Consider the following 25,808-nt stretch of genomic DNA (forward strand, 5'->3'; position numbering starts at 1 on the left):
TACGTCGTGAGACGGGAGGACGGAATGGGCGGGACCGAACACGCCGCGACCGCACCGGCTCGGCCGGAGGACGCGGGCACCGAACACCTCACCGTGACGCGCACCGGCGCGACACTGGTGCTCACCCTCGACCGGCCGGAGGCGAAGAACGCGCTGTCCCTGCCGATGCTCGTCGGCCTCCATGACGGCTGGCTCGCCGCCGACGCCGACGACGGCATCCGGTCGATCGTGCTGACCGGCGCCGGCGGCTCCTTCTGCGCCGGCATGGACCTCAAGGCGCTGGCCGGCGACGGGATGACCGGCGAGGCGTACCGGGAACGGCTGCGCGCCGACCCCGACCTGCACTGGAAGGCGATGCTGCGCCACCACCGCCCGCGCAAACCCGTCATCGCCGCCGTCGAGGGCCACTGCGTCGCCGGCGGCACCGAGATCCTCCAGGGCACCGACATCCGGGTCGCCGGCGAGGGCGCCACCTTCGGGCTCTACGAGGTCCGGCGCGGCCTGTTCCCCATCGGCGGCTCCACCGTCCGCCTGGCCCGCCAGATCCCCCGCACCCACGCCCTGGAGATGCTGCTCACCGGCCGCCCCTACCCGGCCCCCGAGGCCGCCCGGATCGGCCTGATCGGCCACGTCGTCCCCGACGGCACCGCACTGGAGAAGGCCCTGGAGATCGCCGAACGGATCAACGCCTGCGGCCCGCTCGCCGTCGAGGCGGTCAAGGCGTCCGTCTACGAGACCGCGGAACTGACCGAGGCCGACGGGCTGGCCGCCGAACTCGCCCGCGGCTGGCCGATCTTCGACACCGCCGACGCCAAGGAGGGCGCCCGCGCCTTCGCCGAGAAGCGGCCACCGGTCTTCCGGCGCGCCTGATCCCACCCGACCGAGGAGTCCGCCATGCCAGAGGTCCTCACCGCACCGCTCGTCGTGGAATTCCCCTTCACCCGCTCACTCGGGCCGGTCCAGGGCGCCTTCCTGACCGGACTGCGCGAACGCACCGTCCTCGGGATCCGGGCCCGCGACGGCCGGGTGGTGGTGCCGCCCGTCGAGTACGACCCGGTCACCGCCGACGAACTGCGCGACCTGGTCGAGGTCGCCCCGACCGGCACCGTCACCACCTGGGCCTGGAACCCCTCACCGCGCCGCGGCCAGCCGCTGGCCACCCCCTTCGCCTGGGTCCTGGTCCGGCTCGACGGCGCCGACACCGCCCTGCTGCACGCCCTCGACGCGCCCGCCCCGGAGGCCGTGCGCACCGGGATGCGGGTCCGGATCCGCTGGGCCGTCGAACGCACCGGCGCCATCACCGACATCGCCTGCTTCGAGCCCGCCGACGGTGCCGCGGCCGATCACCAAGTCACCTCACACAGCGGTGGGTTCGCCGACCCCGTCACCGGCATCACCGCCCCGGCCCGGCTCGACTACACCTACGCGCCCGGCGGCGCCCAGTCCCGCTACATCCAGGCGCTCGCCGAACGGAAGACCGTCGGCGAACGCTGCCCGTCCTGCCGCAAGGTGTACGTGCCGCCCCGCGGTGCCTGCCCCACCTGCGGCGTGGCGACCGGCGAACAGGTCGAGGTCGGCCCCCGCGGCACCGTCACCACCTTCTGCATCGTCAACATCAAGGCCCGCAACCTCGACATCGAGGTGCCCTACGTCTACGCCCACATCGCCCTGGACGGCGCCGACCTGGCGCTGCACGCCCGGATCGGCGGCATCCCCTACGACCAGGTGCGGATGGGGCTGCGCGTCGAACCCGTATGGACCGAGGGCGCACGGTTCCCCGACCACTACCGCCCCACCGGCGAGCCCGACGCCGACTACGACAGCTACAAGGAGCTGATCTGATGTCCGAGCCAGTGCGCGGCCCGGTGCGCGAGGTCGCCGTCGTCGCCTTCGGGCAGAGCGAGCACGTCCCGGACAGCGCGGAGACCTCCGAGGTCGAGATGCTGATGCCGGTCCTGCACGACGTGCTCGCGCAGACCGGCCTGAAGGCCCGGGACATCGACTTTACCTGCTCCGGCTCCTCCGACTACCTCGCCGGCCGCGCCTTCTCCTTCACCATGGCCCTGGACGGCGTCGGGGCCTGGCCGCCGATCGCCGAGTCCCACGTCGAGATGGACGGCGCCTGGGCGCTGTACGAAGCCTGGGTCAAGATCCTCACCGGCGAGGCCGACACCGCACTGGTCTACGCCTACGGCAAGTCCTCGCCCGGCGACCTGCGCGAGGTCCTCACCCGCCAGCTCGACCCGTACTACGTCGCCCCGCTCTGGCCCGACTCGGTGGCGCTCGCCGCCCTCCAGGCCCAGGCCCTGATCGACACCGGGATCACCGACGCCCGCGAACTGGCCGGGATCGGCGCGCGCAGCCGCGGCGGCACGGACGCCGACCCCGGCCGGCAGGTCGTCGGACCGCTGCGCACCGGCGACTGCCCGCCGGTCGTGGACGGCGCCGCCGCGGTGATCCTCGCCGCCGGCGACACCGCCCGCCGCCTGGCCGACCGCCCCGCCTGGATCCGCGGCATCGACCACCGCATCGAGGCGCACAGCCTGGGTGTCCGCGACCTGACCGACTCGCCCTCCACCCGGCTCGCCGCCGAACGCGCCGGGGCCTTCGAGGCGCCGGTGGACACCGCGGAACTGCACGCCCCGTTCACCTCCCAGGAGGTCGTGCTGCGCCGCGCGCTGCGCCTCGACGCCGCCGGCGGCACGGTCCGCGTCAACCCGTCCGGCGGCGCGCTGGCCGCCAATCCCGTGATGGCGGCCGGGCTGATCCGCCTCGGGGAGGCCGCCGCCGCCATCCACCGCGGCGCCTCCGACCGCGCCCTGGCGCACGCCACCTCGGGGCCCTGCCTACAACAGAACCTGGTCGCCGTCCTGGAGGGGGAGCGATGAACAACGCAGCGACCGCGAAGGAGCCGGTGGCCGTCGTCGGCGTCGGCCAGACCAAGCACGTCGCCGCCCGGCGCGACGTCTCGATCGCCGGACTCGTCCGGGAGGCCGCCCAACGCACCCTGGAAGACGCCGAGTTGACCTGGGCGGAGATCGACGCCGTGGTGATCGGCAAGGCCCCCGACTTCTTCGAGGGGGTGATGATGCCCGAGCTGTACCTCGCCGACGCGCTCGGCGCCGTCGGCAAACCGATGCTCCGGGTGCACACCGCCGGCTCGGTCGGCGGCTCCACCGCCCTGGTCGCCGCCAACCTCGTCGCCGCCCGGGTGCACCGCACGGTCCTCACCCTCGCCTTCGAGAAGCAGTCCGAATCCAACGCGATGTGGGGGCTGTCCCTGCCGATCCCGTTCCAGCAGCCGCTGCTGGCCGGCGCCGGCGGGTTCTTCGCCCCGCACGTCCGCGCCTACATGCGGCGCACCGGGGCCCCCGACACCATCGGCTCCCTGGTCGCCTACAAGGACCGCCGCAACGCCCTGAAGAACCCCTACGCCCACCTCCACGAGCACGACCTGACCCTGGAGAAGGTCCAGTCCTCGCCGATGCTCTGGGACCCGATCCGCTACTCCGAGACCTGCCCCTCCTCCGACGGCGCCTGCGCCATGGTCCTCACCGACCGGGCCGGCGCGGCCCGCGCCCCGCGCCCGCCGGCCTGGGTGCACGGCGGGGCGATGCGCAGCGAACCGACCCTCTTCGCCGGCAAGGACTTCGTCTCCCCGCAGGCCGGCAAGGACTGTGCGGCGGACGTCTACCGGCAGGCCGGCATCACCGATCCGCGCCGCCAGATCGACGCCGTCGAGATGTACGTCCCGTTCTCCTGGTACGAGCCGATGTGGCTGGAGAACCTGGGCTTCGCCGCGGAGGGCGAGGGCTGGAAGCTCACCGAGTCCGGGGTCACCGAACTCGACGGCGACCTGCCCGTCAACCCCTCCGGCGGGGTGCTCTCCACCAACCCCATCGGCGCCTCCGGAATGATCCGCTTCGCCGAGGCCGCCCTCCAGGTCCGCGGCCGGGCCGGCGAGCACCAGGTGGACGGCGCCCGACGGGCGTTGGGACACGCCTACGGCGGCGGCGCACAGTTCTTCTCGATGTGGCTGGTGGGCGCCGAGCCCCCGGTCGGCTGACGGCCCCGCAGCGGCCGGACGTCCCCTGTCCGTCCCGGGGCCCAGTCGTTACCCTGGCCACCGACGACGACCGGGAGGAGTGGTTACGTGGCCGACACGATCACCGACCAGCGGCTCGCGGGCGGGCCCAGGCCCGCACTCGACCTCACCCACGCGGAGTGGCAGACGAGCACGCGGGGTGTGGGGGGAGACGTCCAGATCGCCTTCGTCGAGGGCTATGTCGCGATGCGCAACGGCCGCAGCCCGGAGATCCCGGCGTTGATCTTCACCCCCGCGGAGTGGCGCGGCTTCGTCCTCGGCGCCCGTGCGGGCGAATTCGACCTGACCTGATCCCGGCAGGTCCGCCCCGGGCGGGTCCGACCGGACTGCCGCCGGCGCGTGATGACCGAGGCCGACCCCGCCCGACGGCGAGGGCCGGCCCGTCACGTGAGCACCACGCACCCCCGCTCCCGTAGCGCCCGGACCGGCGCGGCCGCGTCGTCCACCGCGTTCCAGCGCAGATCCAGCTTCTCCAGGGACGGCAGCCCGGCGATCCACGGCGGCAGCGCGTCGATCCGATTGCCGCGCAGGTCCAGCCGCCGCAGCAGGGGCAGCCCGCGCAGCGCCCCGGGGACGTGCGGCAGCGCGTTGTCGCGCAGCTCCAGCTCGCGCAGCGCGCCGAGCCCGGCGACCCCGTCCGGCAGTCCGGTCAGCGCATTGCCGCCCAGCCACAGCTCACGGAGCCCGCGCAGCCGTCCCACCGACTCCGGAAGGGCCGCCAACCCCGCCCGCTGCACCCGGAGTTCGACCAGTCCGGCCATCGCCCCGATCCCCTCCGGCAGCCGCCCGAGCGGATTGTCCCCGGCATTGAGATACCCCAGCCGGTCCAGCCGGCACAGCGCGTCCGGCAGGGCGGTGAGGCGGTTGTCGTGGACGTAGAGGAAGCGGGCCAGGCTGCCGGCCAGCGCGCCGATCTCCTCGGGCAGCTCGGTGAGCGCGTTGTGCCCGAGGTCGAGGGTGTTGCAGGCGGCGCAGCCGGCCGAGGCCGGCGGGGAGCCGGGTGAGGCGGTTGTCGGCCAGGATCAGGACCTCGCAGTCCTGGTGCCGCCACACCTCCTCCGGTACCGAACCCAGGCCCGCCCGCCAGTAGTTGAGGTGCCCCGGAGCGGGCCGCGGCGTCAGGGCCACGGCCGCAGTTCCGGCAGCGGACCGGTGACGCCCGCCCGCACGCACCCGAGCGGGGTGTGCGGGGCGCGGCCGGCCAGCCAGGCGGCGAGCGCGGTGAGCGGACCGCGCACGGTCACCACCGGCGCGTCGGTGGGACCGTACCGAAGCGCCGCCGCCTCGCCCGCCGGTTCCAGCACCAGCCGGACGCCCTCGGGCGCCCGGGGCGCCAGATGGGCCAGGAGGTGGTGGCACAGCTCCGGCGGCCACCGGTCCGTCCCGTGCCCCAGGTCGGCGTCCGACGTGTGGATCACCAGCTCCCGCCACCAGGCCAGCAGCGCGTCGCGCAGCGCGCCGTCGCGGTAGCGCACCGGGCGGGACCAGTCGCCCGGACCGACCGCCGCCCAGGCCGCGGACGCCTCCGCCAGCGCGTCGCCGACCGCCGTCCGCAGTGCCGCGGCATCGCGCCGGGCGCCCTCCTCGATGGCGGCGGTGCGGGCCGGGAACCCGCCGTCGTACGGCTCGATCAGCTCCCCGCGCAGGGCGTAGCGGGCCTGGCGGGCCATCGCCCGGCCGATGCCCTCGATGTGCGCGAGGACATGGGCCCGGGACCAGCCCGGCAGGGCGCTGGGCGCGCGCACCGCGGCGTCGGTGAGCCCGGGCAGCAGGGCGCGCAGCCGGGCGTGCCCGGCCTCGACGGCGTCCCGTACGGCCTCGGCGGCAAGGGGTGCGCCCGCCGGCGTGCCGGCGGCGCGGTGGGTCATGGCCACAGCAGCTCCTTCGTCCATGCGGTCCTGGTACGGCGGTACGCCGGCCGGGTGTCGTCGGGCGTCGCCACCGCATCGAAATCCGGCGGCCCGTCGTCCCCGAACACCGGCGGATCGCACAGCGGTTGACGGACATCGGCCATGCTTCCTCCTCGGGTGTTAATGGTTGAGCGAGACCGTACCATTAGCGTCATGGACGCAACACGGCTCGCTCTGGATCTCGCCGTCACCATCCGCCACGACGGAAACGGCGGCGTCGCCGACGACCTGGCCGACACCGCCGGGCTCGCGGCCTGGACGGCCGACCGGGCCGCCGCCCTGGACTGCGCCGAGGACGGCCCGCCCCCGGCGGACGAGGCGCTGCTCACCGCAGTACGGGAGCTGCGGGCCGCGGTCCGCTCACTGTTCGCCCGCGCCGTCCGCCCCGGCCCGCCCAGCTCCGCCGACGCCCACCGGCTGCTCCCGGAGGACGAGGCGCTCGCCCGACTGAACGCCGCCGCCGCCCGGGTCCCGACCGCCCCCCGACTCGTCTGGGAACCCGGCGCACCCCCCGTCCTGCGCGACCTCCCGGCCGGCGCCCCGCCCGCCGCCGACCGGCTCACCGCCGCACTGGCCCGGGCCGCCCTCGCCTTCCTCGCCGGCCCGGACCGCGACCTGCTGCGGGCCTGCCCGGCCCCGCGCTGCGTGCGTTACTTCGTGAAGGACCACGCCCGCCAGGAGTGGTGCAAACCCTCCTGCGGCAACCGCGCCAGGGTCGCCCGCCACCACGAGCGGCGCCGGCGGAGCGGGGACGTCTGAGAGCGCGCCACGGGGGTGCGCCGGGGGCGGGCGCCCGCGCGGTGCGCCGGGCCGGGCCACGTACGATGGCGGCATGTCCTTCCTCCGCCGCCGCAGCGCCACTCCCGCCGGTCCAGACTTCGACGTACTCGCCATGGACCCGGGAGACTGGCCCGGCAATCTCGGGGCCGGGCTGCTGCCCGCGCCCGACGGGAGCTGCCAGGGCGTGTTCCTGCGCTACGACCTGTTCGGCGGCCGCGGCCCGGCGATGATCATCGGCAATCTGCCGGAGGGCTCCCCGGCCCGCGAGGCCGAGGAGGGACAGGTGCCCTTCGAGGTCGCCCAACTGCTCGCGGCGCTCGGCAACGACGAGCCGGTGACGGTCGTCGAGACCGAGGACACCCCCGTGATGCACCAGGACAACCTCCTGATCGTCAAGCGCATCAAGTGCTCCGAGAGCCGCATCTCCTGCGTGCAGTTCGACCGGAACGACGGGGTGCTGGTCACCATCGCCAGTTGGGACCGCCCGATCACCGACGACCTCTACGCCCTGCTCAAGCCGCTGCCCGCGGAGCTCTTCCAGCAGGGCTGACCCGACGGCGGACCGGCGGCGCACGCAACGCGCCCGGTGGGGCCCCAGGGCCACCACCGGGCGCGTTGCGTTCCCGCCCGTCAGGGCGCTACGCCCCCGAGGACCGGACGTCCACGTCGTCCGCCCGCACATAGCCGACCCGGTGCCCGACCTGGATCTCGTAGTACACGTCCCGGCCCCGGACCACCGCGTGCTTGGTCACGTCGAAGGTCGGGGAGTAGAAGTACTCCGACCGCACCCGCCCGCCGACCGCGTACTCCTGGCCGGCCAGCAGCCGGTACGGCAGCGGGGTGACCGCCTGCACCGGCACCTGCGCCGGATACGCCTCCTTCTCCGGGTACGCCCGCCCGTAGACCGGGATCTCCGCCCGGCCCGCCTTCGGCGTGGCCACCAGGCCCTTGGCGTTCACCGCCGTCGGATGCGAGCGCGGGTTGTGGAACCACGCCCGCTGCCCGAGGTACCAGATCGCCGTCCAGTCGCCGGACCGGCCCGCCACCGCGAACCGCTGGCCGGTCGTGGCCCGCGCCCCGGTGTCGTTCACCCCGGTCGTGGAGGCGGAGCCGTCCGGGTGCAGCCCGATGTCCTGGACCAGCGGCGCGCTCTCGCTGGGCGCGGTGTACAGCCGCACCGCGCCGGACCCGTGCGCCGCACAGGGCTGCCCGGCCTTCTCGCAGTCGGTGTAGACCGGCCGGTTGCGGTCGTAGGACGGGCGGATGGTGACCAGGCCGCCGCGCGGGCCCGCGGTACGGGCGAACGGCCGGCCCAGCAGGGTGAAGTAGTGCGCCCAGTCCCAGTACGGGCCGGGGTCGGTGTGCATCCCCGGGATCGTCGAGGGGACCGTGCCGGGCACGTTGTCGTGGCCCAGGATGTGCTGCCGGTCCAGCGGGATGCCGTACTTCCTCGCCAGGTACTTCACCAGGCGGGCCGAGGCGCGGTACATCGCCTCCGTGTACCAGGCGTCCGGCGACGCGAGGAACCCCTCGTGCTCGATGCCGATCGAGTGCGAGTTGAGGTACCAGTTGCCGGCGTGCCAGGCGACGTCCTGGGTCCGCACGTGCTGCGCGATCAGCCCGTCCGCCGAGCGGACGGTGTAGTGCCAGGACACGTACTTGGGGTCCTTGATCAGCCGCAGCGTGGTCTCCCACGACCCCTCGGTGTCATGGATGACGATGGCGTCGATCCGCTGGTCCTTCGGGCGGTCGGCCAGATCGTGGTTGCCGTAGTTGGTCCCGTCGTCGTACTGCTCGTACGGGGCCGGCCAGGACTCGCAGGCCACCGACCAGGGGCATTCCAACGCCCCGCCGGCACCGGACGCGGCGGCGCGGCGGGCGGTGGCGGCGCTGCTGAGACGTTTCTCTTGGGCGGCGTCGGCGGTCAGCCGGGGCGCCGCGGCCAGCGTGACCCGCTGGCCCGCGTCCGTGGTGCGGCTCAGCCCCTGCCGCATCACCCCGAAGACGTCCCGGGCGAAGGCCGCGCCGCTGCGCGGATCGTCCCCGCTGCCGTAGCGCGCCACCGCCGTGTACCACTTCGCCGGGTCGCTGCTGGTCGGCAACCCCAGCGCGCGCTGCGCGGCGGCCAGCAGGGCGGCCCCGCCCAGCACGTTCGCCGCCGGATCGGTGCGCAGCCTCGCCGCCGGCAGCCCGGTCAGTCGCGCCGCGGTCGGCAACGTCCGCAGCCGGGAGGGGAGTTCGGCGGGCAGCGCCACCCGCCGGGACGGCGACCGCCCGGCCGTGCGCGGGGGCCGCGCGCCGTCGCCGCGGGCGTCCTCGTCGTCCGCGCTGTACTCCGGCGCCCGCGCCACGGCCGCCCGGGCGTCGGTCAGGTGCATCGGCCCGTAGCCCCCGGAGACGCTGGGCGCACCACCGTGGGCATCCCAGCGGGACTCCAGGTACGAGACGCCCAGCAGCACGCTGCGCGGGACGTGGTAGCGCGCGGCGGCGTCACCGAAGGCCCGCTCCAGGGCGCCGGTCGGGGGCTCGCCGGCCCGCGCGGACGGGGCCGCGGCGAGCAGGGGCAGCAGCAGCGCCGCGGCGGCGACGGCGGTGGCGGATCTGCGTAGGGCGGGGTGGCGGGTTCTCGGCGCGTCTTCCGGTGCGGATCCTCGCAAAACAGCCTCCTCAAGCCGGCCCGAGCCGGGGCGGTGTGACGGTGGTGTGCCAGGGCCTGCCCGGTGGTGCGTGAACCGGCCAGGCCGCGGTCGCGCGGGAGAACCCGAGAGTAAGGCCCCGGTCGGCCGAGAACCATAGATTTGCCGACGCGCCGTCAATCACCCCACCCGGTTGGGTTTTCGCATGTCAGGGCAGCACCGCCAGGAGCCTTCCCGAAGTCGGCCCGGGACCTGCGGGGCATCAGTGGAATGGACCAATACACGGGTGAGCGGCGCGGCCCGGGTACGGGCGCGCCGCTCACAGATTTCCCCTTGGGCACCGGTCGGCACCCGGCGGTCAGCGGGTGCCGACCGCCGCCCGCACCGCCCGCCGCGCCATCTGCGCGTCGTCGTGCAGCCTGCGCAGCAGCAGTCGCTGCTCCTCGCCCGCCGTGGGCGCCCCGGGGTGGTGGCCCGCCCCCGGAGTGGTGGTCGGCGCGGGCTCGCGCATGGTCCGCTGCACCGCGGTCTCGTACCGCCGGATCTCGCGGGTGAGCACCAGCATGAGGTTCACCAGGAAGGCGTCCCGCGCGGTGGTGCCCGCCGCCTGGGCGAGCTGGCTGATGTGCCGGCGGGCCACCGGCGCGTCGCCGAGGACCGTCCACAGCGTCGCCAGGTCGTAACCCGGCAGGTACCAGCCCGCGTTGTCCCAGTCCAGCAGCACCGGGCCGGCGGGCGAGAGCAGGACGTTGTTCAACAGGGCGTCGCCGTGGCAGAACTGGCCCTGGGTGTGCGCCAGCCCGTGCAGCAGCTTCTGCAGATCGCCCATGTCGCGGTCGGTGAGCAGTCCCAGATCGTGATAACGCCCGATCCGGCCGGCGTAGTCCAGCGGGGCGTCGAACAGCCCGGCGGGCGGACGCCAGGTGTTGACCCGGCAGATCGCCGCCAGCGCGGCCCGCACATCGGCCCGCGGCGGGGCCTCGGAGGGGTGCCGCGCCAGGGCCGCCACCCGCCCCGGCATGCGCTCCACCACCAGCGTGCAGTTGTCGGGGTCGGCCGCCACCAGCCGCGGCACCCGGACCGGCGGACGGTGCCGGACGAACGCCCGGTACGCGCTTATTTCCTGCCGGAAGCTCTCGGCCCACGCGGGGGAGTGGTCCAGTAAACACTTGGCGACGGCGCTCATCCGACCGGTCGTCCCCAGGAGCAGTACGGACTTCCCGCCGCGGCGCAGCACCTGGACCGGATTGAACTCCGGGCAGATGCGGTGCACCGAGGCGACGGCGGCGCGCAGCTGGGCGCCCTGGGGGCCGGACAAATCGAGTCTCCCGCTGAGCGGTTGGGTGCCCATCCCCTGCGCCCGCCGGTTCCGGCCGCCGGGGAGCCCGGTCACCGCCCCCGCGGCCGGGGAGGGATCGAGATACGGCCCGCTGCCGTGAGGGTGCGGGCGGTACGTCCGGGTGGGGGCGGTCACGGCGGACGATGCTGCATACATGGGTGAGACAGGTCCCTTCGTGCGCCGACGAGTTGCGTGCGCTCCCGGCCCGGTGGCGGGAACCCGTGAACGGGCCCCGTACAGGCGGCCGATCCGTAGGTCCCCGTGCAGGGCACGCACCCTGGGGAATGCGGTCCCGTCACCGGGCCGGGGGCTGCACACCTACCGAACACGCGGGTGCGGGTGGCAGACCATCTGGCGCACCCTGGCGAACCCTGGCGAATGCTCGCAGCCCATGTCAGCGGCCGTTAGTGTCAACTCAGTCGAGGAACCTGGGGGCTTGACGTGAGCAGGGAGCCGAACACCCGTCTCGCGGACCTTTTCGGCCTGGCCGGCTGGTCCAAGGGAGAACTCGCGAGGTTGGTCAACCGGCAGGCGGCGGCCATGGGTCATCCGCAGCTGGCGACCGACACCTCGCGGGTCCGGCGCTGGATCGACATGGGCGAGACGCCCAGGGACCCGGTGCCCAAGGTCCTCGCCTCCCTCTTCACCGAGCGCCTCGGCCGTGTCGTAACCATCGAGGACCTCGGGTTCGCCCGGTCAGGTCGCGCGGGGAAGCGCCAGGCCATGGACGGTCTGCCGTGGGCGCCCGAGCGGACCGCTGCGGTCCTCACGGAATTCACGGGAATGGACCTCATGCTCAATCGACGCGGCTTGGTGGGGGCGGGCGCGGCGCTCGCCGCGGGCTCCGCACTCACCGGCGCCATGCACGACTGGCTGCACACCGACCCCGCCCCGATGGCCCTCCGCCACGACGATCCGCTCGCCCACGAATCCCTGCACGAACTCGACCAGATCGGCCTCGACCGCTACGAGGCGGCCCCCGTGGGGTCACAGGAGATCGACGCCCTGGAGCACTCCGTCGAGGTGTTCCGCCGGTGGGACGCGGCCCGCGGCGGCGGCCTCCAGCGCAAAGCGGTGGTGGGCCAGCTCAACGAGGTCGGCGGGATGCTCGCCTACCGCCACCCCGACCACCTCCAGCGCCGGCTCTGGGGCGTGGCCGCCAACCTCGCGGTGCTGGCCGGCTGGATGTCGCACGACGTGGGCCTGGAGCCCACCGCGCAGAAGTACTTCATCATCGCCGCGCACGCGGCCCGCGAGGGCGGCGACCGCCCGCGCGCCGGCGAGGCACTGTCCCGCGCCGCCCGCCAGATGGTCCACCTGGGCCGCCCGGACGACGCCCTCGACCTGATGAAGCTGGCCCAGTCCGGTTCCGGCCAGGAGACCCTGCCGCGCACCCGCGCCATGCTGCACACCATCGAGGCGTGGGCCCATGCGTCCAAGGGCCACGGCCAGGCGATGCGCCGCACCCTCGGCGAGGCCGAGGAACTGTTCGTCTCGGACAAGGGCGATGTGCCGCCGCCGGCCTGGATGCAGATGTTCGACGAGGCGGACATGCACGGCATGCAGGCGCTGGCCTTCCGCACCCTCGCGGAGCACGATCCGGCCGCCGCCAGGATCGCCCAGGGGCACGCCAAGAAGGCGCTCCAACTGCGCAGGAACGGTCACCAGCGGTCGCAGATCTTCGACTACATCTCGATGGCCTCGGCCTGTTTCATCGGCGGCGACCCCGAACAGGCCGACACCTACGCCCGGTTGGCGCTGGTCTCCATCGGTGAGAACTCCTCGCACCGCACCTGGGACCGGCTCCGGGAGATGTTCCGGCTCACCGGCCAGTACGCCGGCTGCGGCAAGATCCAGGAGCTCCGTGAGGAGCTCCAGCAGGTCCTGCCGAAACCGCGGCCCAAGGGGCAGGCGGCGGGGCTGGGGTCGAGCATCGGGCCGGAGCTGGGGCCGAACTTCTCACTCTGAGCGCCGCCGTGCGACCCGCCCCCGCGCCCCGACGGCGTGGGGCGGTCCGTCCTCGATCCTTGTCCACCGACCGATGTCCACCGACCGACGTTCAGCGGACCGTCCGCCGGGCGCCCTGCCAACCATGCTGCGTCAGCTGATATATGACACCCCGTCAATGACCGGGGCCTCTCGGGGCGGCCGGCTCTCGCGCGGCCGGTCCGCCCTGGACGGTCGCGCCGTGCGTCAGTCGCCGACCTTGGCGATCAGGACACAGGCGTCGTCCTCGCGCTCGGTCGCGCCGAACTCCTCGACCACGATGCGGACGCTGTCCTGCGCACTGCGGGCCGCGCTGAACCGCGGTGCCAGGTCCAGCAGCCGCTCGGTGCCCTCATGGGCGCTCTCCGGGCCGAGGGCGCGGCGCGGGACCAGTCCATCGGTGTGCAGCACCAGCAGGTCGCCGGGCTCCAGCTGTTCGGTGTGCTGGCCGTAGTGCGCGCCGGTCGTGGCGCCGAGCAGTACGCCTTCCGGCGGGTCCAGCGCGCGCCCCGTGCCGCCGCGGAACAGCAGCGGTGCGGGGTGCCCGGCCTGGCCCCACTCCAGCGCCCGCGTCGCGGGATCGAACTGGCAGCACACCGCGCTGCCCAGCGCCGGCTGGGCGGCGGTGTCCAGCAGCTGGTTGAGGAAGCCCATCAGCTGCCCCGGCCGGTGGCCGGCCACGGCCATCCCGCGCAGCGCGCCCAGCACCATCGCCATCCCGGACGTCGCCGCGACCCCGTGCCCGGTGAGGTCGCCGACGCTCAACAGCGTGCGCCCGTCGGGGAGTTGCAGCGCGTCGTACCATCCGCCGCCGATCAGTGCGGAGCTACCGGCGGGGAGGTAGCGGCCGGCGAGGTCCAGGGTGACCGGGCCGCCCTCGGGGAAGCGCAGCGAGCCGCGCCAGGGCGGCAGCACGGCCTCCTGGAGCTCGACCGCGAGCCGGTGCTCGGTCTGTGCGATGTGCCGCTGGCGCTGGAGCGAGTCACCGGTCTCGCGCACCGCCATCTGGCTGCGGCGCAGCTCGCTGACGTCGCGCAGGACGGCCCACATGCAGGCCGTGCCGCCGTCGGAGTCGAGCACCGGTTCGCCGACCATGTGGACGGTGCGGATGCCGGAGTCGGTGCGCACGATCCGGAACTCGCCGTCGATGGGTCGGCCGTCCACCAGGCAGTCGGTGACCATCACGGCCAGCTTCTCCTGGTCGTCGGGGTGCACCAGGGACGGCAGCTCGTCCAGGGTCAGCGGCCCGTCGGCGGGCTCCCGGCCGACCATCGTGAAGAGCTCGTCGGACCAGGTCACCTCGTCGGTGAGCAGATTCCACTCGGCGCTGCCCACCCGGCGCAGCAGCGCGCCCCGCTCGGGCGCCGCGGGCTCCGGCGGCGCCGCCGGCAGCTCGACGGGCGGCTCCACGACGTCGGTCAGGTCGGCGGGCAGGCCCTCTCTGAGCTGGTCGAGGTGGCCGCCGAGGTCGTCCAGGTGGTGGACGGCGAGGTCGCACAGCGCCCGCTGCCAGCGCAGCTGCGGGTCGGCGGCGAGGTCACCGGCCACCGAGGACTCTCTGCGTACCGCATCGAGGCCACCGCGCAGGGTGCGGGCCTGCGAGATGAGTGCCTCGACCGTGTCACGCTCGGGGGTCCGATCGGCTGGGTGATCCGCGAAGAGAGGGGGCGGCATGACGTACTCCGTGATCAGGCGGCGCCGGAACGTATGGGCCGGTTACGACTCTTGCACAGGCTGCGACCGTCCGTAAGGGATTTGGCATTACCCGATACGGTGGTGCACCTGGCATATGTCAACGGCCTCCCTTCGGTGGTCGGGCCGAATCGGCGGAATAACGCGTTCCACGCTAGGCTTCGGCCGCCGTACAGCTGTCTACCCCGCCGATCCATGGGGGGAACGACGCATAGGGCCCGCAGTCACCGGCAAGAATGCCGGTCAGCGGAAATCCCGTTGCCAGCCTGTCCCCCGCACCGGATGCTGACCTCATGTTCGATCCAGACATAGCGCCCAGTGGCACCCTGCTCGGCCTCCTTCAGCGAGGCCGCGGCGACGGGACCCTGCATGCCCTCGCGGCGCCGCGGGCCGAGGCGCTCGCGGCACTCAACGACAGTGTGCTGTGCGACTCGCGCCGGGACTGGCAGGTGGAGAACCGCTCGCTCTACTACGCGCGCCTCTACATGCAGCTCGACGGCGGCCTGGAGGAGATCGAACGGCACCTGTTCCACCCCGACGACCTCACCGACACCGGCGAGGAGCGCACCGGCCTCGCCCTCTCGGTCCTCGGCCACCTCGCCGCGTACGGCAGGGACGCCGCCCGCCTGCTGCTGCGCAGCTACGCCGCGGTCGGCGGCAACTGGCGCTGGGCCCTCGACGAGCTCGCGCTGCGGGACGACGACGCCGGGCTGATCGGGCTGGCGCCGGCCGTCCTGGCCCGCTTCCCCGAGACGCCGGAGGGCGACGCCCAGCTGGCCACCGCCGTCCGCGACGCCTTCGAGCCCCGCCCCTGGCGGCTGTGGGCCGAGGACCCCCGCTACCGCGCGCGGCTGGCCGCCGCCGGGGAACAGGGCTCCTTCGACCGCTGGCAGCGGCAGCTCCGGCCGCGCGGACCGCGCCCCGGCTGGAGCGTGACCGAGGTGCTGGAGTGGGCCCAGCAGGAGCTCGAACCGCGCCCCGGGGAGCACCGCTACATCGCCGCCGCCCGCTGCCTGAGCGCCGTCGCCGGCCCCGAGGACCGCGCCGAGCTGTTGCGGGCCGGCCGTGGCGGACCGGACGCGGCGCGCGCCGCCGTCCTGCACCACCTCGCCGAACGCGGCGACCCGGAGGTCCTCGACCTCGTCGAGGCCGCCGTCACCGATCCGCTCTCCGCCGAACCGCTGGTCGCCGCCGCGCTCTCCTCGTACGAGCGGATGCGCAGCGTGGCCGCCGTCGAGCGGGCCCGGGGGTGGGCCGCGCGCACCGACCGGCTGGGCGCGTCCGCCGCCGGGATGCTCGCCCGGCGCGGGGCCCGCCGCGACACCGACCTGGTGCTGGCCGCGCTGCGCCGCACCGTGCGGGAGGACGGCCCGGACGCCGACGCGCTGTGGGAGCTGGTGGACGGGGCCGGCCGCCTCGGGATCACCTGCGCCGCCCCCGTATTGCGCCACCTCTACCGCGAGACCTCCTCCTCCCATCTGCGCGGCCGGGCCGCCGCCGCGCTCGCCGTCACCGACCCCGGGTTCGCCGCCGGCTTCGCCGTCGAGTGCCTGTGGGACTGCGAGGAGACCACCCGGGAACTGGCCGCCCGGCACGCGGCCACCGGCGACGACCGGGTCGTCGAACAGCTCCGCCGGCTCGCCGCCGACCCGGCCGAGGAGGCCGAGGTGCAGACCGCGGTCCGCGCCCGCATCGGCCCGGACGCCTCGGCGGTGTGACGCCGCGGGCGATGCCCGCCTGATCGGGCGCAGCGGCGAACGCTCATGGGACGTTCGCCGGTTGGAAAGATCCCCTTGGCCCGGTCCACGCACGGCCCCCCGACAACAGCGGTATGCGTGTCGCCCTGGTCACCGAATCCTTCCCGCCCGACGTCAACGGCGTCGCGCACTGTGCCCTGGAAACCGCCCGTCACCTCGTCCGACGCGGGCACGAGCCGCTGGTCATCGCGCCGCTGGCGAACTCCGCGCCGGCCACCGCCGCGCTCGCCTACGAGAGCCCGTGCCCGGTGGTGCGGGTGCCCTCGATGCCGCTGCCCGGATACCCGCAGGTGCGGATCGCGCTGCCGGGGCGGCGGCTGTCCGCGGCGCTGGACGGACACCGGCCCGATCTGGTCCACCTGGCCAGCCCGTTCGTGCTCGGGGCGCGCGGGATGGCGGCCGCGGCCCGGCGGGGGGTGCCGGCGGTCGCGGTGTACCAGACCGACATGGCGCGTTATGCGCGGACCTACCTGGGGCGCGGCGCGGCGGCGGCCTGGCGGCGGATCCGGGCGGTGCACGCCGCCGCCGACCTCACCCTGGCCCCGTCCAGCGCGGCGCTGCTGGACCTGACCGAGCACGGGGTGCCCCGGGTGCGGCTGTGGCCGCGCGGGGTCGACTCGGCGCGGTTCCACCCGGGGCGGCGGGACGCGGTGCTGCGCAGCTCGCTGCTGGCGGGGCGGGAGATGTTGGTGGGGTACGTGGGGCGGCTGGCGCCGGAGAAGGACGTCCGGCTGCTGGCCGAGACCTCCCGGCTCCCCGGCGTCCGCACCGTGGTGATCGGGGAGGGGCCCAGCGCCGCAGCCCTCCGGGCCCAGCTGCCCGAGGTGCGCTTCCTGGGCCGCCGGACGGGCGACGAACTGGCCCGGTTGTACGCCTCGTTGGACGTCTTCGTGCACACCGGGCCGTACGAGACCTTCTGCCAGACCGTGCAGGAGGCGATGGCCTCCGGCGTCCCGGTGGTCGCGCCGGCCGCCGGCGGGCCGCTGGACCTCGTCGACCACGGCCGGACCGGGCTGCTGGTCCCGCCCGGGGACGGCGGCGCCCTGCGGGACGCGGTACGGGCGCTGGGCGGCGACGCGGAGCTGCGGGTGCGGTACGGCGCCGCCGCCCGGCAGGCGGTCGCGGCCCGCACCTGGGAGGCGGTCGGCGACCAGCTGCTGGGCCACTACGCGGACGTGCTGGCCGACCGGACGGCGGTGGCGGCGTGACCGCCCGCCGGTCCCGGGACGCCCGGGCCGGACTGCGGATCGTCCGGATCGCCAACTTCGTCGCCCCGGCCTCCGGCGGGCTGCGCACCGCGCTGCGCGAACTGGGCGCCGGCTACCGGGCCGCCGGCCACGAGCCGCTGCTCATCGTGCCCGGCCCGCCGGACGCGCTGGGGCCGCGCGGCATACGGGACGAGGAGAGCGCGCAGGGCCGGGTGCTGACCCTCCCCGGGCCGCTGGTGCCCGGCAGCGGCGGCTACCGGGTGCTGACCGACCGCCCCCGGCTCCGACGACTGCTGGCGGAGCTGGCCCCGGACCGGCTGGAGGTCTCGGACCGCACGACGCTGCGCTGGACGGGGGAGTGGTCCCGGCGGGCCCGGGTCCCCGCGGTGATGGTGTCGCACGAGAGCGTGGACGGGGTGCTGCACACCTGGGGCGTGCCGCGCCCGCTGGCCCGCGCCGTCGCCGACCGCGTCAACTCCCGTACCGCGTATGCCTACAGTCGGGTGGTGTGCACCACCGAGTGGGCGGCGGCGGAGTTCCTGCGGGCCGGCGCGCGCAACGTGGTGCGGGCGCCGCTCGGCGTCGATCTCACCGCCCGGCATCCGGGCCTGCGCAGCCCGGCCGTGCGCGACCGGTACGCCGAAGGCGCCGCCGTGCTGCTGCTGATGTGTTCCCGGCTGTCGACGGAGAAGCGGCCCGGGCGGGCCCTGGACGCGCTCGTCGAACTGCGCCGGCGGGGCGTCGACGCGGCGCTGGTGGTGGCCGGCGACGGGCCGCTGCGGGCCCGGCTGGAGCACCGGGCGCGGACCGGGCGGCTGCCGGTGACGTTCCTCGGGCACCTCGCCGACCCGGGCCGGCTGGCGGCGCTCCAGGCCAGTGCCGACCTGGCCCTGGCGCCCGGCCCGGCCGAGACGTTCGGGCTCGCCGCGCTGGAGGCGCTGGCCTGCGGCACCCCGGCGGTCGCCAGCGCGGCCTCGGCGCTGGGCGGCCTGGTGGGCGACGGCGGGGACACCGCGCTGGACGACGGCCCGTCCTTCGCCGACGCGGTGCAGCGGGTGCTGGCGCGGCCCGAGCCGGCCCGCCGCGCCGCCGCGCGGCGGCGCGCCGAGGGCTACGGCTGGCAGCCGGCGGTGGCCGCGTTCCTGGCGGCCCACGACGCACCACGGCCGGCCGGCGGGCGACTGGCCGGGAGGCCCGGGCCGCGGGCCGTGGGTCCCTGGAGTGCCTGGTGACGCCCCGGTTCGTGGCCCTGGGGGACTCGTTGACCGAGGGGCTCGGCGACCCCGTGGCGGGCGGCGGCTGGCGGGGCTGGGCGGCACTGCTCGCCGACGCGCTGGGGGAACGGCCGGGCGGTGTGGGGCTGGTGAACCTCGCGCGCAGCGGGGCGCTGGCCGACGAGGTGGCGCGCGAGCAGCTGCCGGTGGCCCGGGAGCTCGCCCCGCGCTTCGCGTCGCTCCTGGCCGGCGCCAACGACACGCTGCGCGCGGCGTTCGCCATCGAGCGGGTGGCCGCCGCGCTGGACCGGACGCACGGCACGTTGAGCGCCGACGGCACCGTGGTGCTGACGGCCTGTCTGCCCGACCCCGGGCGGATGCTGGGGCTGCCCGGGCCGCTGGCCCGCCCCCTGGCCCGCCGGATGCGCGCCGTCAACACCGTGGTGCACGCGGTCTCCGCGCGCTACGGAGGCGTCCACGTCCACCTCGCCGAGCATCCGTGGGTGGCCGACCGGGCCACCTGGAGCGTGGACCGGCTGCACCCCAGCGAGCGCGGCCACCGGTTGCTGGCCCGCGACTTCCACACCGCGCTCGCCGCCCGTGGACTGGCCGCCGGCCCGCCGCCCCCGCTGGACCTGGACGGCCCGCCGCCGACCCGGGCCGGTGCCGCGCTGTGGATGGCGACCCGCGGCACCCGGTGGGTGGCCGACCGGTGCACCGACCTGCTGCCCGGCCTGCTGGCGCTGGCCGTCCGGGAGTGCCGGTACGGCCTGGCCGGATCCGGTCGGCTGCTGGACGCCGCCGCCGAGCGGGCCACCCGCAGTGCGCTCGCGGCCCTGTCCGAACCGGGCGGCGCTGCCACAATGGCGAGGTGACCGGACGCTGGGAGTTCTGGATCGACCGCGGCGGTACCTTCACGGACGTGGTGGGCCGGCGCCCGGACGGGCGCCTGGTCACCGGCAAGCTGCTCTCCCACCACCCCGAGCGCTACCGGGACGCCGCGGTCGCCGGGATCCGGATGATGCTGGGGCTCGCCCCGGACGCGCCGGTGCCCGCCGAGCGGGTCTCGGTCGTCCGGATGGGGACCACCGTCGCCACCAACGCCCTCCTGGAGCGCACCGGCGAGCCGACGGTGCTGCTGACCACCGAGGGCTTCCGGGACGCGCTGCGGATCGCGTACCAGAACCGGCCGCGGATCTTCGACCGGCGGATCGTGCTGCCCGAGGCGCTCTACGACCGGGTCATCGAGGTGCCGGAACGGGTCGGCGCCCGCGGGGAGCCGGTCCGGCCGCTCGACCGGGAGCCGGTCCGCCGGGAGTTGCTCCGGGCGCGCGCGGACGGCCTGCGCAGCGCCGCCGTGGTGCTGCTGCACGGCTACCGCCACCCCGCGCACGAACGGGCGGTCGCCGAGCTGGCGGAGGAGGCGGGCTTCACCCAGGTCAGCTGCTCGCACGAGGTCAGTCCGCTGATGAAGCTGGTGTCGCGCGGCGACACCACGGTCGTCGACGCCTACCTCTCGCCGATCCTGCGGCGGTACGTCGACGAGGTCGCCGCCCAACTCCCCGGCATCCGGCTGCTGTTCATGCAGTCCAACGGCGGGCTGCGGGAGGCCACCCACTTCCGGGGCAAGGACGCGGTGCTGTCCGGTCCGGCGGGCGGGGTGGTCGGCATGGTGCGGACGGCCGCGGAGGCCGGCGGTCCGGACGGCGGCTTCGACCGGGTGATCGGCTTCGACATGGGCGGCACCTCCACCGATGTGTCGCACTACGCGGGCGAGTTCGAGCGGATCTTCGGCAGCGAGGTGGCCGGGGTGCGGATGCGCGCCCCGATGATGAACATCCACACCGTCGCGGCCGGCGGCGGATCCGTGCTGCACTTCGACGGCCGCCGCTACCGGGTCGGCCCCGACTCGGCCGGCGCGGACCCCGGACCGGCCTGCTACCGGCGCGGCGGCCCGCTCACCCTCACCGACGCCAACGTGATGCTCGGCCGCATCCAACCCGACCACTTCCCCGCGGTGTTCGGACCCGAGGGCGACCAGCCGCTGGACCCCGCCACGGTCCGCACCCGGTTCGCCGAGCTGGCCGTCCGGGCCGCCGCCGCGACCGGCGACGACCGCGGCCCCGAGGACGTCGCCGCCGGCTTCCTGGACATCGCGGTGCTCAACATGGCCAACGCGGTCAAGAAGATCTCCGTCCAGCGCGGCCGGGACATCACCCGCTACGCGCTGGTCAGCTTCGGCGGCGCCGGCGGCCAGCACGCCTGCGCGGTCGCCGACGCGCTGGGCGTCGGCACCGTCCTGGTCCCGCCGCTGGCCGGGGTGCTCTCCGCGTACGGCATCGGGGTCGCCGACGCCACCGCGATGCGGGAACAGGCCGTCGAGGAGCCGTTCGCGGAAGCCGGCGCGATGGACCGGGTCCGCGCGGTCTGCGACGCCCTCGCCCGGCAGACCCGGCGCGAGCTCCTCGACGACGGCGTGCCGGCCGCGTCGCTCACCACCCGCGCCCGGGTCCTGGTCCGCTACGCCGGGACCGACGCCGCCCTCGCCGTGCCGCTCGCCGACCCCGCCACCATGGCCGCCGCGTTCGTCCGGGCACACCGCGAGCGGTACGCCTTCACCATGGACAAGCCGCTGGTCGCCGAGGCGGTGTCGGTGGAGGCGCGCGGCGCGGCCGGCGGCGCGACCGGCTACGACGTCCGACTGGCCGAGCGGGTCCGGGAGTTGGCGCCCGTGGCGACCGTCCGGATGTACGTCGGCGGGCGCTGGCGGGACGCCGCGCTCCATCGCCGCGGCGACCTGCGGCCCGGCGACGTCCTCACCGGCCCGGCGATCATCGCCGAGGAGAACGCCACCACCGTCCTCGACCCCGACTGGCGGGCCGCCGTCGGCGAGCGCGGCCACCTGCTGCTCACCCGGGCCCGGCCGCGCCCCGACCGGACCGCCGTCGGCACCGCGGCGGACCCCGTACTGCTGGAGGTCTTCAACAGCCTCTTCATGGCCATCGCCGAGCAGATGGGCGTCCGCCTGGAGAACACCGCGCACTCCGTCAACATCAAGGAGCGGCTGGACTTCTCCTGCGCACTCTTCGACGCCGAGGGCAACCTGATCGCCAACGCCCCGCACATCCCCGTCCATCTGGGCTCGATGGGGGAGTCCATCAAGGAGGTGCTGCGGCGGCGCGGTGACGATCTGCGGCCGGGCGACGTCTACGCGATCAACGACCCGTACCACGGCGGGACGCACCTGCCGGACATCACCGTCGTCACCCCGGTGTTCGACACCGACGGGCGCGAGCTGCTGTTCCTCGTCGCCTCCCGCGGGCACCACGCCGAGATCGGCGGGATCACCCCCGGTTCGATGCCCGCGTTCAGCAGCACCATCCAGGAGGAGGGGGTCCTCTTCGACAACTGGCTGCTGGTCCGGGACGGCAGGCTGCGCGAGCGGGAGACCCGCGAACTGCTCTGCTCCGGGCCGTATCCGTCCCGCGCCCCGGACGTCAACCTCGCCGATCTGCGCGCCCAGATCGCCGCCAACGAGAAGGGCATTCACGAACTGCGGCGGATGACCGACCAGTTCGGGCTGGACGTCGTACGGGCCTACATGCGGCACGTCCAGGACAACGCCGAGGAGTCGGTGCGCGCGATCCTGGCCCGGCTGCCGGACGGGCACTACCGCTACGAGACGGACGGCGGCGCCGAGATCCGCGTCGCGGTGACCGTGGACCGCGCCGCCCGCAGCGCGGTGCTGGACTTCGCCGGCACCTCGCCGCAGCAGCCCGGCAACACCAACGCGCCCAGCTCGGTGGTGATGGCGGCGGTGCTGTACGTGCTGCGGACCCTGGTCGCCGAGGACATCCCGCTCAACAGCGGCTGCCTCAAGCCCGTCGAGGTGCGCATCCCGGAGGGCTCGATGCTGGCGCCCGTCTTCCCGGCGGCCACCGTCGCGGGGAACGTGGAGACCTCCCAGGCGGTCACCGGCGCGCTCTACGCCGCCCTCGGCGTGCAGGCCGAGGGCTCGGGCACGATGAACAACCTCACCTTCGGCAACGACCGGGTGCAGTACTACGAGACCGTCGCCAGCGGCTCCGGCGCCGGGGACGGCTTCGACGGCGCGGACGCCGTCCAGACCCACATGACCAACTCCCGGCTCACCGACCCCGAGGTGCTGGAGTGGCGCTATCCGGTCCGCGTCGACGGCTTCGCGCTGCGCGACGGCAGTGGCGGCACCGGACGCTGGCACGGCGGGCGCGGGGTCGAGCGGCGGCTGCGGTTCCTGGAGCCGATGACCGTCGCCCTGCTCTCCGGCCACCGCCGGGTCCCCCCGTACGGGATGGCGGGCGGCGGGCCGGGGGCGCTGGGCGCCAACTTCCTGGAGCGGGCGGACGGTTCACGGCAGGAGCTGCGGGGGTGCGACACGGCCGAGGTCGGGGTGGACGACGTGCTGGTGATCCGCACACCGGGCGGCGGCGGGTACGGGGTGGCCTAGGTCTGCCCTAGGTCTGCCCTAGGTCTGTCCGACCCTGCGCCGCGTCCGCGAAGTCCCGTCCGTCGGTCCGCGCCGCCGTCACCGGGGGCGCGCCGCCCGCTCCGGCCGTCGGCCGATCCGTGCGAACCGGACCGGAGTCCCCGGTGCGGCCTGCGCCGCCGCAGCCAGGAAGCGCTCCGGGACGACCCCCACGACCGGGTAGCCGCCGGTCGTGGGGTGATCGTGCAGGAACAGCACCGGCAGGCCGTTCGGCGGCACCTGGAGCGCGCCCAACGGCATGCCCTCGCTGGCGAGTTCGCCGTCCCGGGCGCGTTCCAGGGACGGGCCCTCGGTGCGCAGCCCGATCCGGTTGGAGGCAGCGGAGACCCGGAACCGGCCGGCGGCCAGCGTGCGCAGCCCGGCCGCGGTGAACCAGTCGTCGCGCGGACCGGGCAGGAACGGCAGCACGAGTTCGGCCGCCGGCCCGGCGTGCGGGACCGCGTCGGCCGCCGCCGGGGGACCGTGCGGCGATCCCAGCGGGAGCACCGCGCCGTCCGCGAGCGGGTCCGGGCCCAGGCCGGAGAGGAGGTCGGTGGCGCAGCTGCCGAGCACCGGCTCGGCGTCGATGCCGCCGGCGACGGCGAGGTAGGCGCGCAGCCCGTGGGTGGCCGTCCCGGCCTCCAGCACGGCGCCGGCCGGGACGTGGACCGGGGCGCACCACGGGGCGGGGCGGCCGTCCACCGTCACCGGGCAGGCGGCGCCGGTGACCGCGACGGTGGCGGCGGTCCGCAGCCGGACGGCGCAGCCGGTGAGGGTGGTCTCCAGGGTGGCCGCCGAAGCGGGGTTGCCCACGAGGCGGTTGGCGAGCCGGTGCGCGGGCCCGTCCAGCGCACCGGAGTGCGGCACCCCCAGGTGGGCGTGGCCGGGCCGGCCGAGGTCCTGGACGGTGGTGAGCGCACCGGCCCGGACCACCGAGAGCGCGCGGTCGGTCATCGGGCGGGCTCCTCGGGTGCGCGGTCGGGGCGGGACGGGGCGGTGCGCGGGGCCGGGACGGTGGCGTCCACGGGGACGAAGCGGACCGGGGTGCCGGGGGCGAGCAGCGCCGCCGGTTCGCGCCGGGGATCCCACAGGACGGCGTCGGTACGGCCGATCAACCGCCAGCCGCCGGGGGAGGAGCGCGGATAGATCCCGGTGTACGCGCCGGCCAGGCCGACCGAGCCGACCGGGACCCGGGTGCGGGGGTTCTCCCGTCGGGGGACGTGCAGGTGCGCGGGAAGCCCCGTCAGATAGCCGAAGCCGGGCGCGAATCCGCAGAACGCGACCCGGAAGGTGGTGCCGGAGTGCAGGCGGACCACCTCGTCGGCGGACATCCCCCACAGCGCGGCGACCTCGGCGAGGTCGGGACCGTCGTAGTGGACCGGGAGTTCCACGGCGGGGCGGTCGTCGGTGGTCGGCGGCGGGATCCGCCAGCCGGCCAACTCCGCGGCCAGCGCGGACGGGTCGGCCAGGCCGTCGAGGAAGACCGTGCGGGCGGCCGGCACCATCTCGCGGACCGCGGGGAGGGCGCCGGCGGCGGCCCGGCGCAGCAGCTCGGCGTGCAGCGCCTCGACGTCCCGGGAGGTCGGCAGTTCGATCAGCAGCCCGTGGTCGCCGACCGGCAGCGTCGTCAGGGGCGGCCGCCCGGCCCCGCCGGTCGCCGCCCCCGCGCCCTGGGACGTCATACGAAGCTCCGGATGTGGACGCCGGCCGCGGTCAGCTCGGACCGGACCCGTCGGGCCAGCTCCGCGGCGCCCGGGGTGTCGCCGTGCAGACAGAGGGAGCGCGCGGCGACCGCGATCCGGGTGCCGCCCAGGGAGGTGACCGCCCGGTCGCGGGCCAGGCCCACGGCGCGCTTGACCACCGTGTCGGGGTCGTGGACGACCGCGCCCGGCTCCCGGCGCGGCACGAGCGTGCCCCGGTCGGTGTAGGCGCGGTCGGCGAACGCCTCGCCGACGACCGGGAGTCGGGCCTGTGCGGCGGCCCGGTGCAGTGGGGACCCGGGCAGCCCGAGGACCGGCAGGCGGCCGCCCGCTGCACGGATCCCGGCGACCACCGCGGCGGCCTGTTCGGCGTCGTGGACGCAGCGGTTGTAGAGCGCGCCGTGCGGTTTGACGTAGCCGACGCGGGCGCCGGCGGCGCGGGCGAAGACCTCCAGCGCGCCGATCTGGTAGGTGATCTCGTCGGCCAGCTCCTCGGGCGGCACGTCCATGGCACGGCGGCCGAAGCCGGCCAGGTCGCGGTAGGAGACCTGGGCGCCGATCACCACCCCGCGCTCGGCGGCCAGGGCGCAGACCCGGCGCATCGTGCTCGGGTCGCCGGCGTGGAAGCCGCAGGCGACGTTGGCGCTGGTGACGACGGACAGCAGGGCCTCGTCGTCGGTGAGCTGCCAGCGGCCGAACCCTTCGCCGAGGTCGGCGTTGAGGTCGATGAGGGGAGGGGCCGCGGAGTCGCTCATGGATGTCCGTTCCGGGTGCGCGGGTGCGGGGATGCGGGGATGCGGAGGGGAGGGTGACAGCAAGCGAGAGGGGGAGGGGGAGGGGAATGGGGGGGGGAAGAACGTGGGGGCCGCAGCGCAAGTCAACGTACAGATCGTTGAACGATCCGACAAGAGGTGTGTTGTCCCGTCCCGTCATCTGGGATTGACTTCGGCTGACAGCGCAGCGGGACGGGCCTCGCC

21 protein-coding genes and 1 pseudogene are annotated in these 25,808 nt (G+C 75.2%); 13 read left to right on the top strand and 9 right to left on the bottom strand.

Annotated features, from left to right (window positions below; genetic code table 11):
* The first annotated feature begins 24 nt into the window (after nucleotides 1-24).
* From MOV08_RS34350 to MOV08_RS34370, 5 genes are all read left to right on the top strand, one after another.
* On the top strand, nucleotides 25-870 hold the full coding sequence (locus MOV08_RS34350; protein WP_275310176.1) for a crotonase/enoyl-CoA hydratase family protein: 846 nt from the start codon (nucleotides 25-27) through the stop codon (nucleotides 868-870).
* Between the two features lie 24 nt (nucleotides 871-894).
* A complete protein-coding gene (locus tag MOV08_RS34355; RefSeq protein WP_275310178.1) occupies nucleotides 895-1,842 on the top strand; it encodes a Zn-ribbon domain-containing OB-fold protein in 948 nt (315 codons plus the stop codon).
* Nucleotides 1,842-2,888 carry a thiolase domain-containing protein gene (locus tag MOV08_RS34360; RefSeq protein WP_275310180.1) on the top strand — a complete coding sequence of 349 codons (1,047 nt, stop codon included), beginning with the start codon at nucleotides 1,842-1,844 and terminating at the stop codon, nucleotides 2,886-2,888. Before MOV08_RS34355 ends, MOV08_RS34360 begins: the two co-directional genes overlap by 1 nt.
* Nucleotides 2,885-4,066, top strand: coding sequence for a thiolase domain-containing protein (locus MOV08_RS34365; RefSeq protein WP_275310182.1), 1,182 nt, complete (start codon nucleotides 2,885-2,887; stop codon nucleotides 4,064-4,066). The genes MOV08_RS34360 and MOV08_RS34365 overlap by 4 nt, the downstream gene beginning before the upstream one ends.
* Nucleotides 4,067-4,153: 87 nt before the next feature.
* On the top strand, nucleotides 4,154-4,396 hold the full coding sequence (locus tag MOV08_RS34370; RefSeq protein ID WP_039638223.1) for a DUF397 domain-containing protein: 243 nt from the start codon (nucleotides 4,154-4,156) through the stop codon (nucleotides 4,394-4,396).
* Nucleotides 4,397-4,488: 92 nt separating this feature from the next.
* On the opposite strand, the pseudogene MOV08_RS34375 reads toward MOV08_RS34370, so the two are convergent.
* The 3 genes and pseudogenes from MOV08_RS34375 to MOV08_RS34385 all read right to left on the bottom strand — a co-directional run bounded on the left by MOV08_RS34375 (nucleotide 4,489) and on the right by MOV08_RS34385 (nucleotide 6,119).
* Nucleotides 4,489-5,227: pseudogene (locus MOV08_RS34375) on the bottom strand (leucine-rich repeat domain-containing protein).
* Nucleotides 5,224-5,973 (bottom strand): maleylpyruvate isomerase family mycothiol-dependent enzyme, encoded by a 750-nt coding sequence (locus tag MOV08_RS34380; RefSeq protein ID WP_275310184.1) that lies wholly within the window; start codon nucleotides 5,971-5,973, stop codon nucleotides 5,224-5,226. Before MOV08_RS34380 ends, MOV08_RS34375 begins: the two are co-directional and overlap by 4 nt.
* Entirely contained in the window at nucleotides 5,970-6,119 is a 150-nt protein-coding gene (locus MOV08_RS34385) for a hypothetical protein (RefSeq protein ID WP_275310186.1), read from the bottom strand. Before MOV08_RS34385 ends, MOV08_RS34380 begins: the two co-directional genes overlap by 4 nt.
* A gap of 49 nt (nucleotides 6,120-6,168) precedes the next feature.
* Between MOV08_RS34385 and MOV08_RS34390 the strand changes: the two genes are divergently transcribed.
* Together MOV08_RS34390 and MOV08_RS34395 are read left to right on the top strand one after the other, a co-directional pair.
* Nucleotides 6,169-6,774 carry a CGNR zinc finger domain-containing protein gene (locus MOV08_RS34390; protein ID WP_275310188.1) on the top strand — a complete coding sequence of 202 codons (606 nt, stop codon included), beginning with the start codon at nucleotides 6,169-6,171 and terminating at the stop codon, nucleotides 6,772-6,774.
* A 73-nt stretch (nucleotides 6,775-6,847) separates the two neighbouring features.
* A complete protein-coding gene (locus MOV08_RS34395) occupies nucleotides 6,848-7,345 on the top strand; it encodes a hypothetical protein (RefSeq protein WP_039638227.1) in 498 nt (165 codons plus the stop codon).
* Between the two features lie 88 nt (nucleotides 7,346-7,433).
* Here MOV08_RS34395 and MOV08_RS34400 read toward each other — a convergent pair whose 3' ends face one another.
* Together MOV08_RS34400 and MOV08_RS34405 are read right to left on the bottom strand one after the other, a co-directional pair.
* Nucleotides 7,434-9,452 (bottom strand): N-acetylmuramoyl-L-alanine amidase, encoded by a 2,019-nt coding sequence (locus MOV08_RS34400; protein ID WP_275310189.1) that lies wholly within the window; start codon nucleotides 9,450-9,452, stop codon nucleotides 7,434-7,436.
* Between the two features lie 337 nt (nucleotides 9,453-9,789).
* Complete coding sequence (locus MOV08_RS34405; RefSeq protein WP_039638228.1) at nucleotides 9,790-10,926, bottom strand: aminoglycoside phosphotransferase family protein; 1,137 nt, start codon at nucleotides 10,924-10,926, stop codon at nucleotides 9,790-9,792.
* Nucleotides 10,927-11,211: 285 nt separating this feature from the next.
* On the opposite strand from MOV08_RS34405, the gene MOV08_RS34410 reads away from it, so the two are divergent.
* Entirely contained in the window at nucleotides 11,212-12,738 is a 1,527-nt protein-coding gene (locus tag MOV08_RS34410) for a DNA-binding protein NsdB (RefSeq protein ID WP_039638229.1), read from the top strand.
* A gap of 225 nt (nucleotides 12,739-12,963) precedes the next feature.
* Here MOV08_RS34410 and MOV08_RS34415 read toward each other — a convergent pair whose 3' ends face one another.
* Nucleotides 12,964-14,430: a PP2C family protein-serine/threonine phosphatase gene (locus MOV08_RS34415; protein ID WP_275310191.1), complete on the bottom strand. Its 1,467-nt coding sequence runs from the start codon at nucleotides 14,428-14,430 to the stop codon at nucleotides 12,964-12,966.
* Nucleotides 14,431-14,741: 311 nt separating this feature from the next.
* Here MOV08_RS34415 and MOV08_RS34420 point away from each other — a divergent pair, with 311 nt between their 5' ends.
* The 5 genes from MOV08_RS34420 (at nucleotide 14,742) to MOV08_RS34440 (ending at nucleotide 23,113) form a co-directional block, all read left to right on the top strand.
* Nucleotides 14,742-16,166, top strand: coding sequence for a hypothetical protein (locus MOV08_RS34420; protein ID WP_039638232.1), 1,425 nt, complete (start codon nucleotides 14,742-14,744; stop codon nucleotides 16,164-16,166).
* A gap of 113 nt (nucleotides 16,167-16,279) precedes the next feature.
* Nucleotides 16,280-17,413 carry a glycosyltransferase family 4 protein gene (locus MOV08_RS34425; protein WP_275310193.1) on the top strand — a complete coding sequence of 378 codons (1,134 nt, stop codon included), beginning with the start codon at nucleotides 16,280-16,282 and terminating at the stop codon, nucleotides 17,411-17,413.
* Complete coding sequence (locus tag MOV08_RS34430; protein WP_275310194.1) at nucleotides 17,410-18,645, top strand: glycosyltransferase; 1,236 nt, start codon at nucleotides 17,410-17,412, stop codon at nucleotides 18,643-18,645. The genes MOV08_RS34425 and MOV08_RS34430 overlap by 4 nt, the downstream gene beginning before the upstream one ends.
* Nucleotides 18,642-19,502, top strand: a complete 861-nt coding sequence (locus MOV08_RS34435) for an SGNH/GDSL hydrolase family protein (RefSeq protein WP_275310195.1) — start codon at nucleotides 18,642-18,644, stop codon at nucleotides 19,500-19,502. Before MOV08_RS34430 ends, MOV08_RS34435 begins: the two co-directional genes overlap by 4 nt.
* Nucleotides 19,499-23,113, top strand: a complete 3,615-nt coding sequence (locus tag MOV08_RS34440) for a hydantoinase B/oxoprolinase family protein (protein WP_275310196.1) — start codon at nucleotides 19,499-19,501, stop codon at nucleotides 23,111-23,113. Before MOV08_RS34435 ends, MOV08_RS34440 begins: the two co-directional genes overlap by 4 nt.
* A 78-nt stretch (nucleotides 23,114-23,191) precedes the next feature.
* On the opposite strand, the gene MOV08_RS34445 is transcribed toward MOV08_RS34440, so the two are convergent.
* From MOV08_RS34445 to MOV08_RS34455, 3 genes are read right to left on the bottom strand one after another with little or no spacing between them, the layout of a single operon-like run.
* Complete coding sequence (locus MOV08_RS34445) at nucleotides 23,192-24,085, bottom strand: 5-oxoprolinase subunit C family protein (protein ID WP_275310197.1); 894 nt, start codon at nucleotides 24,083-24,085, stop codon at nucleotides 23,192-23,194.
* Nucleotides 24,082-24,813 (bottom strand): 5-oxoprolinase subunit PxpB, encoded by a 732-nt coding sequence (gene pxpB, locus MOV08_RS34450; RefSeq protein WP_275310198.1) that lies wholly within the window; start codon nucleotides 24,811-24,813, stop codon nucleotides 24,082-24,084. Before pxpB ends, MOV08_RS34445 begins: the two co-directional genes overlap by 4 nt.
* Entirely contained in the window at nucleotides 24,810-25,586 is a 777-nt protein-coding gene (locus MOV08_RS34455) for a LamB/YcsF family protein (protein ID WP_275310199.1), read from the bottom strand. The genes pxpB and MOV08_RS34455 overlap by 4 nt, the downstream gene beginning before the upstream one ends.
* Between the last annotated feature and the right edge of the window lie 222 nt (nucleotides 25,587-25,808).

The organism is Streptomyces yunnanensis (genome assembly GCF_029011865.1).
GTDB classification, from domain to species: domain Bacteria; phylum Actinomycetota; class Actinomycetes; order Streptomycetales; family Streptomycetaceae; genus Streptomyces; species Streptomyces yunnanensis.

What these genes read in the sequence shown, in the direction of transcription:
- MOV08_RS34355 (WP_275310178.1), top strand. Translation starts at nt 895, where the DNA reads ATGCCAGAGGTCCTCACCGCACCGCTCGTCGTGGAATTCCCCTTCACC.
- MOV08_RS34365 (WP_275310182.1), top strand. Translation starts at nt 2,885, where the DNA reads ATGAACAACGCAGCGACCGCGAAGGAGCCGGTGGCCGTCGTCGGCGTC.
- MOV08_RS34445 (WP_275310197.1), bottom strand. Translation starts at nt 24,085, where the DNA reads ATGACCGACCGCGCGCTCTCGGTGGTCCGGGCCGGTGCGCTCACCACC.
- MOV08_RS34415 (WP_275310191.1), bottom strand. Translation starts at nt 14,430, where the DNA reads ATGCCGCCCCCTCTCTTCGCGGATCACCCAGCCGATCGGACCCCCGAG.
- MOV08_RS34455 (WP_275310199.1), bottom strand. Translation starts at nt 25,586, where the DNA reads ATGAGCGACTCCGCGGCCCCTCCCCTCATCGACCTCAACGCCGACCTC.
- MOV08_RS34420 (WP_039638232.1), top strand. Translation starts at nt 14,742, where the DNA reads ATGTTCGATCCAGACATAGCGCCCAGTGGCACCCTGCTCGGCCTCCTT.
- MOV08_RS34425 (WP_275310193.1), top strand. Translation starts at nt 16,280, where the DNA reads ATGCGTGTCGCCCTGGTCACCGAATCCTTCCCGCCCGACGTCAACGGC.
- MOV08_RS34380 (WP_275310184.1), bottom strand. Translation starts at nt 5,973, where the DNA reads ATGACCCACCGCGCCGCCGGCACGCCGGCGGGCGCACCCCTTGCCGCC.
- MOV08_RS34385 (WP_275310186.1), bottom strand. Translation starts at nt 6,119, where the DNA reads ATGGCCGATGTCCGTCAACCGCTGTGCGATCCGCCGGTGTTCGGGGAC.
- MOV08_RS34395 (WP_039638227.1), top strand. Translation starts at nt 6,848, where the DNA reads ATGTCCTTCCTCCGCCGCCGCAGCGCCACTCCCGCCGGTCCAGACTTC.
- MOV08_RS34350 (WP_275310176.1), top strand. Translation starts at nt 25, where the DNA reads ATGGGCGGGACCGAACACGCCGCGACCGCACCGGCTCGGCCGGAGGAC.
- pxpB (WP_275310198.1), bottom strand. Translation starts at nt 24,813, where the DNA reads ATGACGTCCCAGGGCGCGGGGGCGGCGACCGGCGGGGCCGGGCGGCCG.
- MOV08_RS34360 (WP_275310180.1), top strand. Translation starts at nt 1,842, where the DNA reads ATGTCCGAGCCAGTGCGCGGCCCGGTGCGCGAGGTCGCCGTCGTCGCC.
- MOV08_RS34390 (WP_275310188.1), top strand. Translation starts at nt 6,169, where the DNA reads ATGGACGCAACACGGCTCGCTCTGGATCTCGCCGTCACCATCCGCCAC.
- MOV08_RS34405 (WP_039638228.1), bottom strand. Translation starts at nt 10,926, where the DNA reads ATGTATGCAGCATCGTCCGCCGTGACCGCCCCCACCCGGACGTACCGC.